The organism is Kitasatospora sp. NBC_00458, assembly GCF_036013975.1.
Lineage (GTDB): Bacteria > Actinomycetota > Actinomycetes > Streptomycetales > Streptomycetaceae > Kitasatospora.
In genome coordinates, this window is the sequence record NZ_CP107904.1 from 7,497,579 (window position 1) to 7,513,560 (window position 15,982).

The following is a 15,982-nucleotide window of genomic DNA, read 5'->3' on the forward strand; positions in this document are numbered from 1 at the left end:
TGGCTGCAAGAGGTATCCGGGAAAAGTCGGCCGCCGGTCCGAAGGGGCGGGCTGCGCAGGGCCCGGGCCGTCCGGTCGCGCCGCCCTCACGGGTGGGGCGCGGCGCGGGAGACGACCGCCTCGATCAGGTCCGCCCGCTCGGCCACCCCGGCGGCCGGGACGTCGATCAGCCGGAAGCCGTGCGCCCGGTAGGCACGCTCGTGCAGCCGCTCGAAGACGAGCGCGTCCTCGAAGGAGATCCGCCGGGCGGCGGTCGGCTCGACGAAGCCGAGGTTGCGGACGAAGAACACCTCGCGCCGGTAGACGGCCTCTTCGCCGATGCGGCGCAGCTCGGCGGTCAGCCCCGGCGACGCGGGGCGTCCGAGGAAGTCGCGCAGCGCCTCGGTGCAGACCGGCGAGCGGTCGTGGAACTGGACCTCCCCGTCCGCGGCGGCCGCGCGCTCGCGCTGCAGGGCCACGACCTCGTCGACGAAGTCGGCCCGGGTCCACGGTTCCGGATCGCCGCCGGCCTGCCGTCGCGCGATCACGTCGGTGGCGGCCTCCGGCACGACGGTGAAGCCGCGCCGCGCCAACTCGCCCAGCAGAGTGGTCTTCCCGGCTCCCGGTGTACCGGTGAGGACGAACCGCCGCATGGTGCTGCCCCTGTCTGCTCGGACGCCTGCTCGGGCGCCTGCTGGGATGTCTGCCTGGATGCCCCGCTCGGGCGCTTGCCCGGATGCCTGCTGGGATGTCCGCTCAGATGAACCGGATGTGCCTGACCCCCACCAGCGCCCGCCGGAGGCGCCCGCGCAGCGGGCCGTCGGTGTCCGGTGCGATCGCCAACCCGGCCGAGGCCGCCACGTGTTCGGCGACCTCGGGCACGGTGAGGTGGTCGGTCCGCACGTGTTCGCCGAATTCGGCGCCGCCGAGGCGGTCGAGGCAGTGGTCGAGCCGCGACACCGCGAAGCTCTCCCCGCGCAGCGGCGCGTCCACCCCGGCGACCAGCTGCACGGCGTGGCCGAACCCGCGCTCGCGCAGGCGTCGCAGCACCTCCTCGCGCTCCGCCAGCAGGGCGAAGTGCCGTACGTCGTGGCCGCGTTCGCGCAGGCGGCCGAGGGTCTCGGCGAGGTAGGCGGGCTCGGTGACCGTCATCGGCACGATCACCGGACCCGGGTGGTGATCGAGCGTCAGATCCAGGACCTCGAAGACGCCCTGGCGCCAGGCGGGCAGGTCCTGGAAGTCGCCGCGCAGCGCCTTCGGGGTCATCCGGTGCAGCCCGAAGCCGACCTCCTCGGGGTCGCACAGCACGCTGCCGGGCAGCCGCCGCCGCAGTTCGTGCGAGACCTGGGTCTTGCCGACGCCGAAGGGCCCGTTGATCCACAAGAGCATGCCGATCACTCTATGCCGCCGTCCCGGCCGTGCCACTCCCGTGGGCCGCCGCCGGTGCGCGATCGTGGATCTTCGCCAAGTCGCCTCCGGGAAAGGGTCATTCGACTACCATCCATCGGGTGCCCGGCGGCGCCGGGGAGTCGCCGCCGGGTCGGGGAACACACACAGCCGACAGCGGGGGAGCGGTATGACGGACACCGGCGTTCACGGAACACGCACCGACGGGGTCGGCCCGCGGGCCCGTCCGCCCGGGCTCTGGCGGCAGCGGGACTTCGCGGCGCTCTGGTCGGCCCACACCGTCAGCCAGTTCGGCACCCAGATCACCTTCTTCGTCCTCCCCGTCCTCGCGCTCACCACCGTCGGCGCGACTCCGGGCCAGCTCGGACTGGTCGCCGCGGCCGAGACCCTGCCCTTCCTGCTGGTCGGCCTGCCGGCCGGTGCGCTGCTCGACCAGTGGGACCGGCGCCGGGTGATGGTCGTGGCCGACCTCGGCCGGGCGGCCGCGATCTGCGTCCTGCCGCTCGGCTACGCCCTCGACCTGCTGAGCGTGCCGCTGCTCTGCGCGGTCGGGTTCGTCACCGGACTGTTCACGGTCTTCTTCGACATCGCCGACCAGGCGTTCCTGCCCGAAGTCGTCGGGCGCGGCCGGACGGCGGACGGCAACAGCCGGCTGGAGTTCTCCCGCTCGGCCGCCGAACTGACCGGTCCCGGGCTCTCCGGGCTGCTGCTCCAGCTGGTGGCCGCACCGCTGATCCTGCTCGCGGACGCGGTGAGCTACCTCGTCTCGGCGCTCCTCCTCGGCGTGATCCGGACGCCGGGGCGGGCCGGTGGGCCGGAGCGGGCGGAGCCGGGCCGGGGGGAACCCGCGCGGCCCGCGGCCGAGGGGAGGATGCGTACCCGGATCGCCGCCGGCCTGCGCTTCGTCTTCCGCCGGCGGATCCTGCGCTCGCTCGCCCTCGCCACGGCCGTCTCCAACCTGGTGGGCCTGAGTGGTGCGCTGAGTGCCCTGCTGCCCGCGTTCGCCCTGCGTGACCTGGCCCTGTCGCCGGGCCGGCTCGGCCTTGCACTGACCGTCGGCAACGTGTTCGCGCTGCTCGGCGCCCTGTCCACGGCCCGGCTGATCCGGGTGGTCGGGCTCGGCCGGGTGCTGGTGGCGGCCAAGTGCCTGCCCGGCCTGGGCGTACTGCTGCTCGCCACCGCCACCCCCGGCCGTGCCGTCCCCACGCTGGCGGCGGCCGCCGGGATCACGGCCTTCGGCATCACCGCCTACAACATCGCCCAGGTCAGCCTGCGGCAGGCGATCACGCCGGCCGCGATGCAGGCCCGGATGAACGCGTCGGTCCGCTTCGTCATCTGGGGCACGCTCCCGCTCGGCGCGGCCGCCGGCGGTCTGCTGGGCTCTGCGGTGGGCCTGCGTCCGGCCCTCTGGGCGGTGGCCGTGGTCGCGCTGTCCTCCTGCGTGCCGCTGCTGCTGACCCGTGAGGTCCGGGCGCTGCGGGACTTCCCCGCGGAGCCGGCCGACTGACGCCGCCTCTGCGGGACTTCCCCGCGGAGCCGGCCGACTGACGCCGCCTCCCGTGCGGGGGGGCGTGGGTCCGGGGCCCGGCGTCGGTCCGGGGCCCGGCTCAGTACAGCAGGGTCGGTTTGCCGGCCCACCAGTTGCCGGGGGCCCCGGGGTCGCGGCTGGTCCAGAACTCGACGATGCCGGAGACGAATTCGGCGGCGGAGAGCCGTCCGTCGCCGTCCAGGTCGAGCCGTCGGAACGCCTCGTCCGAGTCGTCGCGGGAGAGGGCGGAGAAGTGGCCGCGCTGGAAGACGAAGAACTCGCCCGCGTCGACGGTTCCGCTGCCGTCCACATCGGCGATGGCCATGAACGCCTCGGCCAGGGTGCCGAAGACGGCCCGCGCGGCGGCCGGGTCGTCGGCGACCGTCCGGGTGGAGGCGATGAACTGCTCGCGGGTGATCGAGGTGGCGCCGGGCGGCAGGTGGGCGAGGTGCAGGTCCCGCCAGATGGCCAGGTAGGCGCCGACGATCCGCTCCTCCTTCACCGACCCCTCGGCGTGGCCGAGCGACCGGGCCACCGCGTGTCCCATCAGGACGTGGTCGTGCTCGGTGAGCAGGCCGTCCCCGTCGGCGTCCAGATGGTCGAAGCCGTGGTTGATCTTGGCGATCAGCAGTTCCTCCGACACCGTGCCCCCTCGGTTGGTGCTCGCTCCGAAGTCTGCACGCTAACCCGCCGTCGCGTGATCGCGCAGCCGAAGCCGCCAACAGCCCGGCGAGGCCGCCGACGGCCGTGGTCGGCCGCCGGCGGCCCCGCCGGTGGGGGAGCGGTTCAGCCCGTGCCCGTGCCCTGGAGCGCGGCGTCCGCCAGCCGCTCCGCCAGGCCGCCGAAGGCGGCGCCGAGCTCCTCGTCGGCGATACCCCCGGCGTACGCCTGGAAGGTCAGCGCGGCCTGGGCCTGGACGGCGGGGGTCGCGTACGTCCAGTCGATCGGGTAAGGCTCGCCGGGCGGCCACGGGAACGGCCAGTGCTTCGGCCACGGGATCCTGCCGTGCGGGGTGCCGCACCAGTCGTCGCCGACCTCGGTGAGGATTCTCCCCACGTCGCCGTCGGAGAGGCGGGCGGTGATGGCGGCGTTGGCCACCGCGTTGACGGTGGCGGCGACGGCGAGCCGCAGTTCCGCGGCGCCCGGCGGGATCGGCTGCGGGTTGAGCGGCCTGCCCCCGCCGCCGGCGTCGGCGAGGTGGACGTGCCGGGTGGGGCCCAGGACGGGCAGGTGCGGGACGATGCCGTCGATCGCCTCGGGATGGAGACGGCCCAACAGGTAACAGGAGGTTGGCGGACTGGCGGACGAAGCCCATCGGGGACCCCTTCTCCGGGAATGCGCGGTCACTGCCGGTGGTCGATCGTAGACGGAGCGACGCCGGAGGAGGGGGACCGACACAGCGGCGCGGGCGCCGCCGGGGCCTCAGTGCGCGGCGGCCAGCAGCTCCCGGGTGTACTCGGTGTGCGGCGCGCTGAACAGCTGGTCCCGTCCGGTGGACTCGACCAGCCGGCCCCGGTGCATCACGGCCACCCGGTCGCAGAAGTGCCGCACCACCGCGAGGTCGTGGGAGACGAACAGGAAGGCGACGCCGAGCCGTTCGCGCAGCTCCATCAGCAGGTTGAGCACCTGGGCCTGGACCGAGACGTCCAGTGCGGAGACCGGCTCGTCGGCGATGATCAGCCGGGGCTCGGGGGCGAGTGCGCGGGCGATGCCGATCCGCTGCCGCTGGCCCCCGGAGAACTCGTGCGGGTAGCGGTCCAGGTGCGCGGCCGTCAGGCCGACCTGCTCCAGCAGTTCGGCGGACCGGTCACGGCGTTCCGCGGCGGTCAGCGCGGTGTGCAGGCGCAGCGGGGTGTCCAGCGTCCGGGCGATCGTGCGGCGGGGGTTGAGCGAGGCGTACGGGTCCTGGAAGACCAGCTGGATCTCCTTGCTGAGCCGCCGCCGGAGCGTCCGGTCGGGGGCGGTGGCGTCCACGCCGTCGTACCGGACGGTCCCGCCGGTGACGGTCTGGAGGCCGGCCAGGACGCGGGAGGTGGTGGACTTGCCGGAGCCGGACTCGCCCACCAGGCCGAGGGACTCGCCGGGGGCGATGCGCAGGCTGACGCCCTCGACGGCCCGGACCGGTTCGGGGCGCCGGCCGGGGAAGCGGCGACGGCCGGGGAAGTGCACGGCGAGGTCCTCGACCTCCACCAGCCACGGGGCCGGCCGGGAGGCGGCGGCCCGGTCGGGGGCGGCGCCGCCGCTACGGCCGTCACCGCCGTCACCGTCCCGCGAGGCACCCCGCGCGGCGAAGGAGTACGAGGGCGACGGGTCGTCGACCGTCGGCAGCGGCGTGCCGGGCACCGTCTCCAGGGTGAGCGCCGCGCCCACCAGGGCCCGGGTGTACGGCTGCCGGGGCGAGGCGAGCAGCGAGGCGGTCGGCGCCGTCTCGACCTGCTCACCGCCGCGCAGCACCAGCGTCCGGTCCGTCGTGCCGGCGACCACGCCGAGGTCGTGGCTGACCAGCAGCACGGCGGTGCCGTGTTCGCGCTGCAACTCGCCCAGCAGGTCGAGCACCTGGCGCTGGACGCGGGCGTCGAGCGCGGTGGTCGGCTCGTCGGCGATCAGCACGTCGGGGTCGTTCATCAGCGCCATCGCGATCATCACGCGCTGCCGCATGCCGCCGGAGAACTGGTGCGGGTAGTCGCGGACCCGGGCGGCCGGGATGCCGACCCGGTCCAGCATGTCGGCCGCCCGCCGCCCGGCCTCGGAGCGCCCGGCGCCGGGGTGGTGCAGCCGGTACATCTCGGCGAGCTGCGCGCCGACGCCGTGGAACGGGCTGAGCGAGGTGAGCGCGTCCTGGAAGACCAGCGCCACCCGGCCGCCGCGCACCTCGCGCAGCACCGACTCCGAGGCGCCCACCAGCTCCTGTCCGCCCAGCCGGATCGAGCCGGTGACGGTGGTGGTGCGCGGGTCGTGCAGGCCGAGCACGGCGAGCCCGGTCGCGGACTTTCCGGAGCCGGACTCGCCTACCAGGCCGAGGACTTCACCCCGGGCGAGGTCGAAGGAGAGGCCGTGGACGGCGGTCACGGGGGAGCCGCCGCGCGGGTCGGCGAAGGTGACGGACAGCTCGCGGACGCTGAGCACGGGCTCGCCGGCGGCAGCCCCGGCGCTCCCCCCGACGGGTGCGGGTGCGGGTGCGGGGGTGGGCGCGGGACCGGGGACGGGCGCGGCGGCCGGAGTCGTGGCGGGCTCGGTCATGGGACGGGCTCCAGGAAGGGCGGGGGCGGGGGTCAGCTGAGGCGGATGCGCGGGTCGAGCCAGGCGACCACGAGGTCGGCCAGCGCGACGAACAGCACGACGAAGCAGGCGGCCAGCAGCACCGCGCCGACCACGGCCGGCAGGTCCTGCCCCTCGACGGCCTCGGTGGCGAACCGGCCGATGCCGTTCAGGCCGAACACCGTCTCGGTGATCACCGCGCCGCCGAGCAGGGCGCCCGCCTCCAGGCCGAGCAGCTGCACCAGCGGTCCGGCGGCGCCGCGGGAGGTGTACTTGAGGTGGGTGCGGAGCAGGCCGAGGCCCTTGCCGCGCGCCGTCCGGACGTACTCCTCGTTCATCGTCTCCAGCAGCTGGGAGCGCGAGAGCCGGGCGAAGACGGCCGAGTTGACGAAGCCGAGGACCAGCCAGGGGAGCAGCATCCCGCCCGCCCAGGCGGCCGGGTCGGTGGCCGGCGGGGTGTAGGAGGGCAGCGGCAGCAGTCCGGTGGTGTAGACGAGCCCCCACTGCGCGACGTACCCGAGGAAGTAGATCTGCACGCTGGCGCCGACCAGGGTGAAGCCGGAGAGCAGCTTGTCGGTCCGGGTGCCGTGGCGCAGCGCGGCGACGAAGCCGGTGCCGAGCCCGAACAGCAGCAGGAAGGCGAGCGCGCCGGCGGCCAGCGAGACGGTGACCGGCAGGTGGTCGACCAGCGCGTCGGTGACCGGCTGGTGGAGCCGGTAGGAGTAGCCGAGGCAGGGCGCGTCGCAGTGGATGACCGAGCCGTCGACGTCCTTGATGTCCCGCCCGGCGACGACCCCGGTCAGGTAGTCGGTGTACTGGGCGAGCAGCGGCTGGTCCAGTCCCATGCTCGAACGGACCGCCGCGACCTGGCCGGTGTCGCAGCGCGGGCCGCAGGCGGCGCGGGCCGGGTCGGCGGGGGCGGCGTAGAAGAGGGCGAAGGCGGCGGCGGAGACCGCGGCCAGGACGGCGATCGCCTGGAGGATCCGCCGCAGGGCGAAGGAGAGCATGGTGGCCGGTCCGAATCAGAGGGCGTCGGGAGCGCGTCGGGGGCGTCGAGTGCGTCGGGGGCGGCCCCGCCCGCGCGGACCGTCGCGCGCCGTGGCGGGCGCGGCGGGCGGGGCCGCCGGGGGCTTCGGGCGTCAGGACTTCAGGTAGACCCAGGCCAGGCTGACCGAGCCGTAGATCGGGTGGATGAACGCCCCGCCGACGTTGGCGCCGCGCAGCTGGTTCATGTTCGGGTAGGCGAACGGCAGCACCGGCAGCTCCTTCATCACGGTCTGCTCCAGCGCGTACAGCTCCTTGGCCTTCTGGCGCGGGTCGCCGATCTGGTTGATCCGGTCGATCTCCTTGTCGACCTCGGCGTTGCGGTACCGGGCGGAGTTGAGGTCGCTGTTGGCGCGGCCGTCGAAGGAGAACGGGATCAGCGTGGAGGGCGTCGGCCAGTCGACCGAGCTGGTCTCCTCCCACAGGTCGTAGGGGGAGTCGGCGCGGTGCGTCTCGTCCAGCAGGGCCTTGGGGTCGATCGGCTTGGGCACGATGGTGATGCCGGCCTTGGCGAAGCCGTCGACGAGGACCTGGGCGATCCGCTGCCCGTTGGGCGTGTTGGCGTACGCGTAGGTGAGCGGGGCGGGTGCCTGCTTGGCCTTGGCGAGGGCGGCCTTGGCCGCCTCCGGGTCGCCCTCCGGCTTGGCCGGGTCGAGGTCGTACTTCTGCCAGTCGACGAGCGCAGGCGAGCTGAGGGTGGTGGCGAGTTCGCCGGCCCGGGTGCCGCCCTGCACCTGGCGCGCCTGCTGGCGCGGGTAGGCGAGGTTGAGCGCCCTGCGGACCTCCAGGTCGGCCACCCGCTCGTTGTTGATCATGAGCTGGGTGACGAAGGCGCCCTGCCGGCCGGAGACGACCAGTTCCTTGGCCTTGGGGTCGGTGTCCACGGTCTGGTACAGCTCGGGGGAGAGCTGGGTGGCGACCGTGGTGGCGTCCGCTCCGCCGTCGCGCCCGGAGAGGATCTCCTGGTTGATGTTGAGCGCTTCCTTGCCGAAGGTGAAGACGAACTTCTCCGGGTACTGGTTGCGGATCGGGTCGGTCTCCGGCTTCCAGTGCGGGTTGCGCTCCAGCACCAGCCGGGTGTTCTGGACGTGCTCGACGATCCGGTACGGGCCGCTGGAGTACGGCAGCCGGTCGTAGTCCGTCCCGGTGTCCTTGTCCTTGCGCACCGGCGAGGAGGAGGACTGCGCGGCCATGTACGGCACGTCGGCCTGCGGCTGCGGGAAGTGGAGGACGAGGGTGCGGTCGTCCGGCGTCTCGATCGCGGCGAGGTCGCCGTCCTGCGGGCCGCCGTACTTCTTGCGGGCGTCGTCGTAGCTGGCCTCGCCGGTGAGCCACTGCGGCCAGTACGGCGGGCCGACCTCGTAGCCCTTGCCGAAGCTGCGCTGGATGCCGTACTTGACCTGCTGGGAGGTGATCGGCTGGCCGTCCTCCCAGGCCACCCCCTCCTTCAGCTTGTACGTCCAGGTGCGGCCGCCGTCGGCGGGGGTGCCGGTGTCGGTGGCGAGGTCGCCGACCAGCTTCGCCTTGCCGTCCACCACCTGGTACTGGGTGAGCTGGCGGCCCCAGAGCAGCGAGGTGTTGTAGGCGGCGCCGGCGTACACCTTCTGCGGGTCGAGGTGGCGGAAGTCGGTCGCGTTGTAGACGTTCACCGTGCCGCCCGCGCGGGCGCCGGGGACGGCGGGGGCCGGGCCGGCGCTCTCCTTCTCGGTGCCGAGCGCGGCGGTCAGCGGCGAGGCGTCCTTGGCCGCGGCGGTGCCGCCGGTGCCGGTGGTGCTGCCCGCGCCGGCCGAGCAGGAGGTCGCCAGCAGGGCGGTCGCGACGACGGCGAGGGACGGTCTGATCCAGCGCATGGCGAATCTCTCCTTGCCCCGGGGGCCGGGGCGGCTAGGTGAACGGTGTGACGGGGGAGGGAAGGTCTCGGGGGAGGACGGAAGGCCTCAGCGGGCGGCGCGCGGGTCCAGCGCGTCCCGGACGGCGTCGCCGAGCAGGTTGAAGGCGAGGACGAAGAGCAGCAGCGCGACGCCGGGGAAGAACATGTACGTCGGGTCGGCCTGGAAGACCTCCGAACCGCGGGAGATCATCCGGCCCCAGTCCGGGATCGGTTCGCTGATGCCGACGCCGAGGAAGGACAGCACCGCCTCGGAGGCGACGAACGTCGGCACCGCCATGGTGGCGTGCACCAGCAGTTGCGCCCGGACGTTCGGCAGGAGTTCGCGGAACACGATGTGGAATCCGCTCGCGCCCATGGCCCGTGCGGACTGGACGAAATCCCTTTCCCGGAGCGACCGGACGGCGGCCCGCAGGGAAAGCGCGAGCGGAATCCAGCCGAACGCGGAGAACACCAGGATGAGGACCAGGAACTGCATCCAGTCGGGTTCCGCGGTGCCGGGATCGACCAGCCGGGACTGGATCACCGGGCTGAGCGCGAGCAGCAGGAGCAGCGTCGGGAACGCCAGCAGGACGTTCGAGAGGAAGCCGAAGAGCCGGTCGGTGAGGCCGCCGAGGTAGCCCACCGCCACTCCGGCCAGCACCCCGAGGGCGGTGGTCACGGCGGCCGAGACGAAGGCGATCAGCAGCGAGGTGCGGATGCCGTACAGCAGCTGGGTGAGGACGTCGCGACCGAGCCCGGGTTCGAGGCCGAACCAGAACTCGCCGGAGATGCCGCCGTTCGGCGCGATCGGCAGGCCACCGTCGCTGAGCAGGCCGGGAGCGTTCTGGCCGTAGTGCTCGGTGGGGTTCTTGCCGTACAGCGCGGCGATCAGCGGGGCCGCGAGGGCGAGCAGCAGGAAGAGGACGACGACGGCGAGGGCGACGGCTCCGGTGCGGTCGCGGCAGACGCGCCGCAGCAGGCTCTTCGGGGCGGGTGCCGGGGAGGCCGCCGGGGCGGGCTCCCGGGCGGGGCCCGGGGCGGGCGTCCGTGGGCCCGGCTCCGCGTCCGGCGCTGCGACTGGTTCGACCACTGCCATGAGAGGCGTACTCCCCGAATTCTCCGCCGCCCCGTGGGTGAGGGTGCGCTGACCTGTATTTCCGGGCGGCCGGTCCGGGGGTTTCCCGGGGGCCGCCGATCGCCATCAGATCGGATACCAAGGGAGTTCCGCAAATCATTCCGGAGGCCTGTGTCGGGCTTTGTTTCGTGCATTGTGACGGCTTCATTCCGCCGCAATACTGCCGTTGCAGTAGAACGGACATAGCCGGACAAAAGTCATGTCATGTCCGCCGTCGTCCCGCATTTTGAGATCTCCGCCACAGGAACCGTGGCATTGGTACGATTCCGGCGGGCCGCGACTGGCGCGCACGGATGGAATCGACCATCGGGAAGCGGTCCCGTGCCGAATCACGATCAAGTTGCCGAGCGCCTGGGCCGTCCGAACCTCCCTCCAGGAGACCGCCATGGCCCAGCAGCCCCACACGGCCGCCAGCCCCGGTGCCAACACCGCGTTCCGCTCCGCCCTCGACGCCGTCCGCGAGGTCGAGCCGCGGATCGCCGCCGCCATCGGCCGCGAGATCGAGGACCAGCGCGCCTCCCTCAAGCTCATCGCCAGCGAGAACTACGCCTCCCCGGCCGTCCTGCTCGCCATGGGCAACTGGCTCAGCGACAAGTACGCCGAGGGCACCGTCGGCCGCCGCTTCTACGCGGGCTGCCGCAACGTCGACGACGTCGAGGCCATCGCCGCCGAGCACGCCCGGGCCCTGTTCGGTGCCGACCACGCCTACGTCCAGCCGCACTCCGGCATCGACGCCAACCTGACCGCCTTCTGGGCCGTCCTCTCCCAGCGGGTCGAGAGCCCCGCGCTCGAACGCGCCCGGGTCCGCAACGTCAACGACCTCACCGACGAGGACTGGGCCCGGCTGCGGCAGGAACTCGGCAACCAGCGGATGCTCGGCATGTCCCTGGACACCGGCGGCCACCTCACCCACGGCTTCCGCCCCAACATCTCGGGCAAGATGTTCGACCAGCGCAGCTACGGCACCGACCCGGTCACCGGCCTGATCGACTACGACGCGCTGCGCGCCACCGCCCGCGAGTTCCGCCCGCTGATCCTGGTGGCCGGCTACTCCGCCTACCCGCGCCGGGTCGACTTCCGCAGGATGCGCGAGATCGCGGACGAGGTCGGCGCGACGCTGATGGTCGACATGGCGCACTTCGCCGGCCTGGTCGCGGGCAAGGTGCTCACCGGCGACTTCGACCCCGTCCCGCACGCCCACATCGTCACCACCACCACCCACAAGTCGCTGCGCGGCCCGCGCGGCGGCATGGTGCTCTCCACCGCCGAACTGGCCGAGCACGTCGACCGCGGCTGCCCGCTGGTCCTCGGCGGCCCGCTCTCCCACGTCATGGCCGCCAAGGCGGTCGCCTTCGCCGAGGCCCGCCGTCCGGAGTTCCGGGCCTACGCCCAGCAGGTCGTCGACAACGCGCAGGCGCTCGCCGAGGGCCTGCTGCGCCGCGGCGGCACGCTGGTGACCGGCGGCACCGACAACCACCTCGTCCTCGCCGACGTCTCCGGCCACGGCCTGACGGGCCGGCAGGCCGAGGCGGCGCTCCTCGACTCCGGCATCGTCACCAACCGCAACTCCGTCCCGCAGGACCCGAACGGCGCCTGGTACACCTCCGGCGTCCGGATCGGCACCCCCGCGCTCACCACCCGCGGCCTGGGCGTCGCGGAGATGGACGAGATCGCCGCACTGATCGACACGGTGCTGCGCGCCACCACGCCCGCCACCACCGCCGCCGGCGCCCCCTCCAAGGCGCAGTACGTCCTCGACCCCGCGGTCGCCGACGGCGTCGCCAAGCGCGCCGCCGACCTCCTCGGCGGCTTCCCGCTCTACCCGGGCGTCGACCTGGCGTAGCCGCCCCGACGGGGGCGGGGCCCACCGGCCCCGCCCCCGTCACCGCCTCCTCCGGCCCCGCAGCCCCCCGCAGCCCCCTGTGGCCCGCCGTGGCGCGGACCCGGCCGTGCGCACGACGGGTGACCCGCCCCCGTCCCGCCCCGCCCGGGCCGTCCCCTCCCGGCCCCCTCGCCCCCGCCCCGCCTGGGCCGTCGGCGCGCCCGCCCGCCGAAAGGGTGAAGGCCGTCGTCCGTGGTGATGACAAATCGGGCGAACGGGCGGCACTATGGACGAACGCTCCACCGCTGTCCGAACGTGATCGATCAGGTTCGTCGACCAAGTAGCCGGACGGCGAAATTCTCCGTGCAGAGCTCTCTCCAACTCCGCCGGGTGACCGGTAGATTGCGGCGAACTCCGGCGCCCGGGACTACCGTTGGCCGCAGGTCGAGCCGCGTTCGCGCCCGGTTCACCGTCCGGCCCGGTCGGCGAACCGGCGGAGATCCGTCACCGACGTGCAGCGGCGCTCCAGGGACAGGGAGCGCGGCCGACGGCCGGTCGAACCGTGTGAGGAGCCACCTCGTGACCGACACCGCACTCAGCACCGAGCAGCAGCGACCCGCCGAGCCCGCCGTGCTCGACGACGTCCCCGGCTGGTTCTGGGACCACGACCGTCACCTCTTCGAGTGGTTCCTCGGCCGACAGGAGGCCGCGGGGTTCCGCGGCGACCTGCTGGAGATGGGCGCCTACCTCGGGCGCAGCGCCATCGTGATCGGCTCCCACCTGCAACCCGGGGAGGGCTTCACGGTCTGCGACCTGTTCGACTCGGACGCGCCGGACGACGAGAACGCCGCCGAGATGGACATGTCCTACCGCAAGTCGCTCACCCGGACGGCCTTCGAGGCGAACTACCTCTCGTTCCACGACCGGCTGCCGGAGATCGTCCAGGCGCCCACCTCCGCGCTGGCCGGCGGCCGCCTCCCGGCCGGGGCCTTCCGCTTCATCCACATCGACGCCTCGCACCTCTACGAGCACGTGGCCCCCGACCTGGAGGTGGCCCGCACCGCGCTGGCCCCGCAGGGCGTGGTGGTCATGGACGACTACCGCTCGGCGCACACCCCGGGTGTGGCCGCCGCCACCTGGGAGGCCGTGTTCAACCACGGGCTCAAGCCGGTCGTCCTCACGGACACCAAGTTCTACGGCACCTGGGGCGACCCCGGCGCCGCCCAGCGGGACCTGCTGGCCCGCCGGGGCACCCTCCCGCACTGCGACATCTCCAGCGAGGCGCTGGCCGGGCACCGGCTGGTGAGGGTGGCGGGCAGCTCGGAGGGCGCCGCCCCGTTCCCGGTCTCGCGCCACTACGCCCGGCTGGCCGTCGAGGCCGAACGCCGCGAGGCCGAACGCGCCGCCCGGGAGGCCCTCCACGAGGCGGAGCGGGAGCGCGAGGCCGCCGTTCTCGACCTGACCGAACGCCGGGCCAGGGCCGCCGAGCGCCGCCGCCCGGCCAACGTGGCCAAGCGGGTGGCGGGCGACCTCCTCCCGCCCGTCGTCACCTCCGCCATCCGCCGCGCCCGCCGCGACTGACCCGCCGGCCGGCGGGTCCGGGGCCCGCCCCCGGGGGAACGCGCGAGCGCCGGCCGGGAGGAGTCCCGGCCGGCGCTTCGAGCCTTGCGTGCCGTGGTCGGACCGCGGCGTTCCGTGTTCCGTGCGTCAGACCCGCGAGGTCTCGCCCGCCTGGCGCGGCAGTCCGGTCCCGGCCTCGGCCTCGCCGGCCCCGGCCTCGCGGGCCTCGGCCGCCGCCTCGGCGGCCAGCTCGCGCTTCACGGCGTCGAGCGAGGGGTTGGCCCAGGCGCTGCGGACGCCCCAGGCGTAGAAGGCCAGGGCGATCGCGGCGACGACCAGGAGGTCCCAGCCCTCGGGGAGGTAGCCCTCGCCGCCGAACTCGGTCGAGCCGGCCCACGAGACGGCGGCCATCACGAACAGGTAGGCGATCATCCAGGCGCCCGCCTTCAGGTGCGGCTTCAGCTCGGCGAACGGCTTGCGCAGCTCGTACCAGGCCCAGATCGGCAGGCCGGCGGCCATCAGCAGGATGACCTTGCCGGTCAGCGGCCAGCGGGCCCAGTAGAGGACCAGTGAACCGAAGATCATGGCGACCGGCGCGATCACCGGCATCGCGCGGAGCCGGACGGGGCGCGGCAGCTCGGGGGCGAGGCGGCGCAGCGCCATCACGGCGACCGGGCCGGTGATGTACGAGATCACGGTGGCCACCGAGACGATCTCGGCGAGCGAGCCCCAGCCGCGGAAGACCGCGAGGAAGGCGAAGGCGACCACGAGGTTGAGCACCAGGGCCGGACGCGGGATACCGGTCTTCCGGTCGACCCGGCCGAGGACGGACGGCAGGTGGCCGTTCTCCTGGACGCCGTGGATCATCCGCGAGGTGGTGGCGGCGTAGATCATGCCGGTGCCGCTGGGGGAGACGAAGGCGTCCGCGTACAGCAGCAGGGCGAGCCAGTTGAGGCCCCAGGCGATGGCCAGGTCGGCCAGCGGCGAGGTGTAGGCGAGGTTGCTCCAGCCGTCGGACAGGTCCGCCGACGGGATGGCGCCGAGGAAGGCGATCTGCAGGGCGACGTAGATCACCAGGGCGATCAGGATCGAGCCGATCACGGCCTTGGGCAGCGACTTGCCGGGGTCGCGGGCCTCGCCCGCCAGGTTGAGCGGGGACTGGAAGCCGTTGAAGGCCCAGACGATGCCGGAGACGGCGACCGCGGTGAACACCGCGCTCCAGCCGTTCGGCGCGAAGCCGCCGTGGTCGGTGAAGTGCGCGGTGTCGAAGTGGGCGAGCAGCAGCGCGCCGGCCGTGAGCGTCGGGACGACGACCTTGAAGACCGTGATCGCCGTGTTGGTCTTGGCGAACAGCGTGATGGCGAACCAGTTCAGCGCGAAGTACCCGACCAGCAGCACGCTGGCCAGGGCCACTCCGCTGAGGGAGAGTTCCCGCCCGTCGTAGAGGCCCTTGGCCCAGTCGAAGTCCCAGGAGCTCATGTACTGCACCGAGGCGGTCGCCTCGCCGGGGATCACCGAGACGATGGCTATCCAGTTGGCCCAGGCGGCCAGGTACCCGGCCAGCGAACCGTGCGAGTACTGGCCGTACCGGACCATTCCGCCGGCCTTGGGGAACATCGACCCGAGCTCGCTGTAGGTGAGCGCGATGGTCAGCGCGACCGCCGCTCCGATCACCCAGGCGACGATCGACGCCGGCCCGGCCAGCCGTGCGGCCCGTTCGGCGCCGAACAGCCAGCCCGATCCGATGATCGACCCCAGGCCGACGGCCGTGAGGCTGATGGTGCCGAGCGAGCGGCGGTAGTTCTGATGGGACGCCGTCGTCGACTCGCGCTCACTCAACGTATCGGTCCTCTGTCTCGTCATCTCGTCGGTTTTCCGGACAAACGGACAGCAGCTTATGGGGCGAAAACGGGCCAAACCTCAGATCAACCTCAGATGTGCCGCAAATCGGTTGATCGTTGCCATCCCGTGTCCCGGGGCCGGATATTCGGCGGGGGTCGTCACCGGCTTCCGGCGGGGGTGTCCGCCGACGGCGCCGACAGGGCTGGGAGCGCCGGGCCGGGCCGGGAAAAAAGAAATTCCCCTTGGGTACTCTTTCGAGTTCCCAAGGGGAATTTTCGGTGTCCGAGGGGGGACTTGAACCCCCACGCCCGATAAAGGGCACTAGCACCTCAAGCTAGCGCGTCTGCCATTCCGCCACCCGGACGGGGTGTGTGCTTCGGGGGCTTTCTGCTCGCCCCCTCGGCGACAGAGAGAACATTACCAGGCTTCCGGAGTGCTTCTCACCTGCGTTTCCCCGGTCGGGATGGGAGGGGTGGCAGGGACGGGTCGCGGATGTGCGCGAACCGGTGGTTCGAGGTCGGCAAGCGGTCGGCTTGG

12 protein-coding genes, 1 tRNA gene and 1 riboswitch are annotated in these 15,982 nt (G+C 73.2%); of the genes, 3 read left to right on the forward strand and 10 right to left on the reverse strand.

All coding sequences use genetic code 11. The features are described 5' to 3' along the window. Positions 1-86: 86 nt before the first annotated feature. Entirely contained in the window at positions 87-632 is a 546-nt protein-coding gene (locus OG550_RS30615) for an AAA family ATPase (protein WP_327683010.1), read from the reverse strand. A gap of 103 nt (positions 633-735) precedes the next feature. Further along, on the reverse strand, positions 736-1,368 hold the full coding sequence (locus OG550_RS30620) for an AAA family ATPase (protein ID WP_327683012.1): 633 nt from the start codon (positions 1,366-1,368) through the stop codon (positions 736-738). 187 nt (positions 1,369-1,555) lie between these two features. On the opposite strand from OG550_RS30620, the gene OG550_RS30625 reads away from it, so the two are divergent. Then, the gene (locus OG550_RS30625; RefSeq protein WP_327683014.1) at positions 1,556-2,893 is read left to right on the forward strand and encodes an MFS transporter; all 1,338 of its coding nucleotides are present in this window, start codon (positions 1,556-1,558) and stop codon (positions 2,891-2,893) included. A gap of 100 nt (positions 2,894-2,993) precedes the next feature. Here OG550_RS30625 and OG550_RS30630 read toward each other — a convergent pair whose 3' ends face one another. The 6 genes from OG550_RS30630 to OG550_RS30655 all read right to left on the reverse strand — a co-directional run bounded on the left by OG550_RS30630 (position 2,994) and on the right by OG550_RS30655 (position 10,182). Further along, a complete protein-coding gene (locus tag OG550_RS30630; protein ID WP_327683016.1) occupies positions 2,994-3,557 on the reverse strand; it encodes an EF-hand domain-containing protein in 564 nt (187 codons plus the stop codon). 143 nt (positions 3,558-3,700) lie between these two features. Beyond that, positions 3,701-4,189: a hypothetical protein gene (locus OG550_RS30635; RefSeq protein ID WP_327683018.1), complete on the reverse strand. Its 489-nt coding sequence runs from the start codon at positions 4,187-4,189 to the stop codon at positions 3,701-3,703. Between the two features lie 147 nt (positions 4,190-4,336). Beyond that, entirely contained in the window at positions 4,337-6,154 is a 1,818-nt protein-coding gene (locus OG550_RS30640) for an ABC transporter ATP-binding protein (protein ID WP_327683020.1), read from the reverse strand. 32 nt (positions 6,155-6,186) lie between these two features. Then, positions 6,187-7,179, reverse strand: a complete 993-nt coding sequence (locus OG550_RS30645; RefSeq protein WP_327683022.1) for an ABC transporter permease — start codon at positions 7,177-7,179, stop codon at positions 6,187-6,189. Between the two features lie 132 nt (positions 7,180-7,311). Beyond that, positions 7,312-9,066 carry an ABC transporter substrate-binding protein gene (locus OG550_RS30650; protein WP_327683024.1) on the reverse strand — a complete coding sequence of 585 codons (1,755 nt, stop codon included), beginning with the start codon at positions 9,064-9,066 and terminating at the stop codon, positions 7,312-7,314. 87 nt (positions 9,067-9,153) lie between these two features. Continuing rightward, a complete protein-coding gene (locus OG550_RS30655; protein WP_327683026.1) occupies positions 9,154-10,182 on the reverse strand; it encodes an ABC transporter permease in 1,029 nt (342 codons plus the stop codon). 305 nt (positions 10,183-10,487) lie between these two features. Continuing rightward, positions 10,488-10,585, forward strand: a riboswitch (ZMP/ZTP riboswitch). 21 nt (positions 10,586-10,606) lie between these two features. On the opposite strand from OG550_RS30655, the gene OG550_RS30660 reads away from it, so the two are divergent. Both OG550_RS30660 and OG550_RS30665 read left to right on the forward strand, forming a co-directional pair. Next, entirely contained in the window at positions 10,607-12,064 is a 1,458-nt protein-coding gene (locus tag OG550_RS30660; RefSeq protein ID WP_327683028.1) for a glycine hydroxymethyltransferase, read from the forward strand. A gap of 558 nt (positions 12,065-12,622) precedes the next feature. After that, positions 12,623-13,624, forward strand: coding sequence for a class I SAM-dependent methyltransferase (locus OG550_RS30665; RefSeq protein ID WP_327683030.1), 1,002 nt, complete (start codon positions 12,623-12,625; stop codon positions 13,622-13,624). 126 nt (positions 13,625-13,750) lie between these two features. On the opposite strand, the gene OG550_RS30670 is transcribed toward OG550_RS30665, so the two are convergent. Next, positions 13,751-15,442 carry an APC family permease gene (locus tag OG550_RS30670; RefSeq protein ID WP_442906102.1) on the reverse strand — a complete coding sequence of 564 codons (1,692 nt, stop codon included), beginning with the start codon at positions 15,440-15,442 and terminating at the stop codon, positions 13,751-13,753. 282 nt (positions 15,443-15,724) lie between these two features. Further along, positions 15,725-15,809, reverse strand: a tRNA-Leu gene (locus OG550_RS30675). Positions 15,810-15,982 lie beyond the last annotated feature (173 nt).

Bases quoted from the DNA above. Each gene is read 5' to 3' on its own strand.
- OG550_RS30640 (WP_327683020.1), bottom strand. From the start codon at position 6,154: ATGACCGAGCCCGCCACGACTCCGGCCGCCGCGCCCGTCCCCGGTCCC.
- OG550_RS30645 (WP_327683022.1), bottom strand. From the start codon at position 7,179: ATGCTCTCCTTCGCCCTGCGGCGGATCCTCCAGGCGATCGCCGTCCTG.
- OG550_RS30655 (WP_327683026.1), bottom strand. From the start codon at position 10,182: ATGGCAGTGGTCGAACCAGTCGCAGCGCCGGACGCGGAGCCGGGCCCA.
- OG550_RS30625 (WP_327683014.1), top strand. From the start codon at position 1,556: ATGACGGACACCGGCGTTCACGGAACACGCACCGACGGGGTCGGCCCG.
- OG550_RS30660 (WP_327683028.1), top strand. From the start codon at position 10,607: ATGGCCCAGCAGCCCCACACGGCCGCCAGCCCCGGTGCCAACACCGCG.
- OG550_RS30620 (WP_327683012.1), bottom strand. From the start codon at position 1,368: ATGCTCTTGTGGATCAACGGGCCCTTCGGCGTCGGCAAGACCCAGGTC.
- OG550_RS30615 (WP_327683010.1), bottom strand. From the start codon at position 632: ATGCGGCGGTTCGTCCTCACCGGTACACCGGGAGCCGGGAAGACCACT.
- OG550_RS30650 (WP_327683024.1), bottom strand. From the start codon at position 9,066: ATGCGCTGGATCAGACCGTCCCTCGCCGTCGTCGCGACCGCCCTGCTG.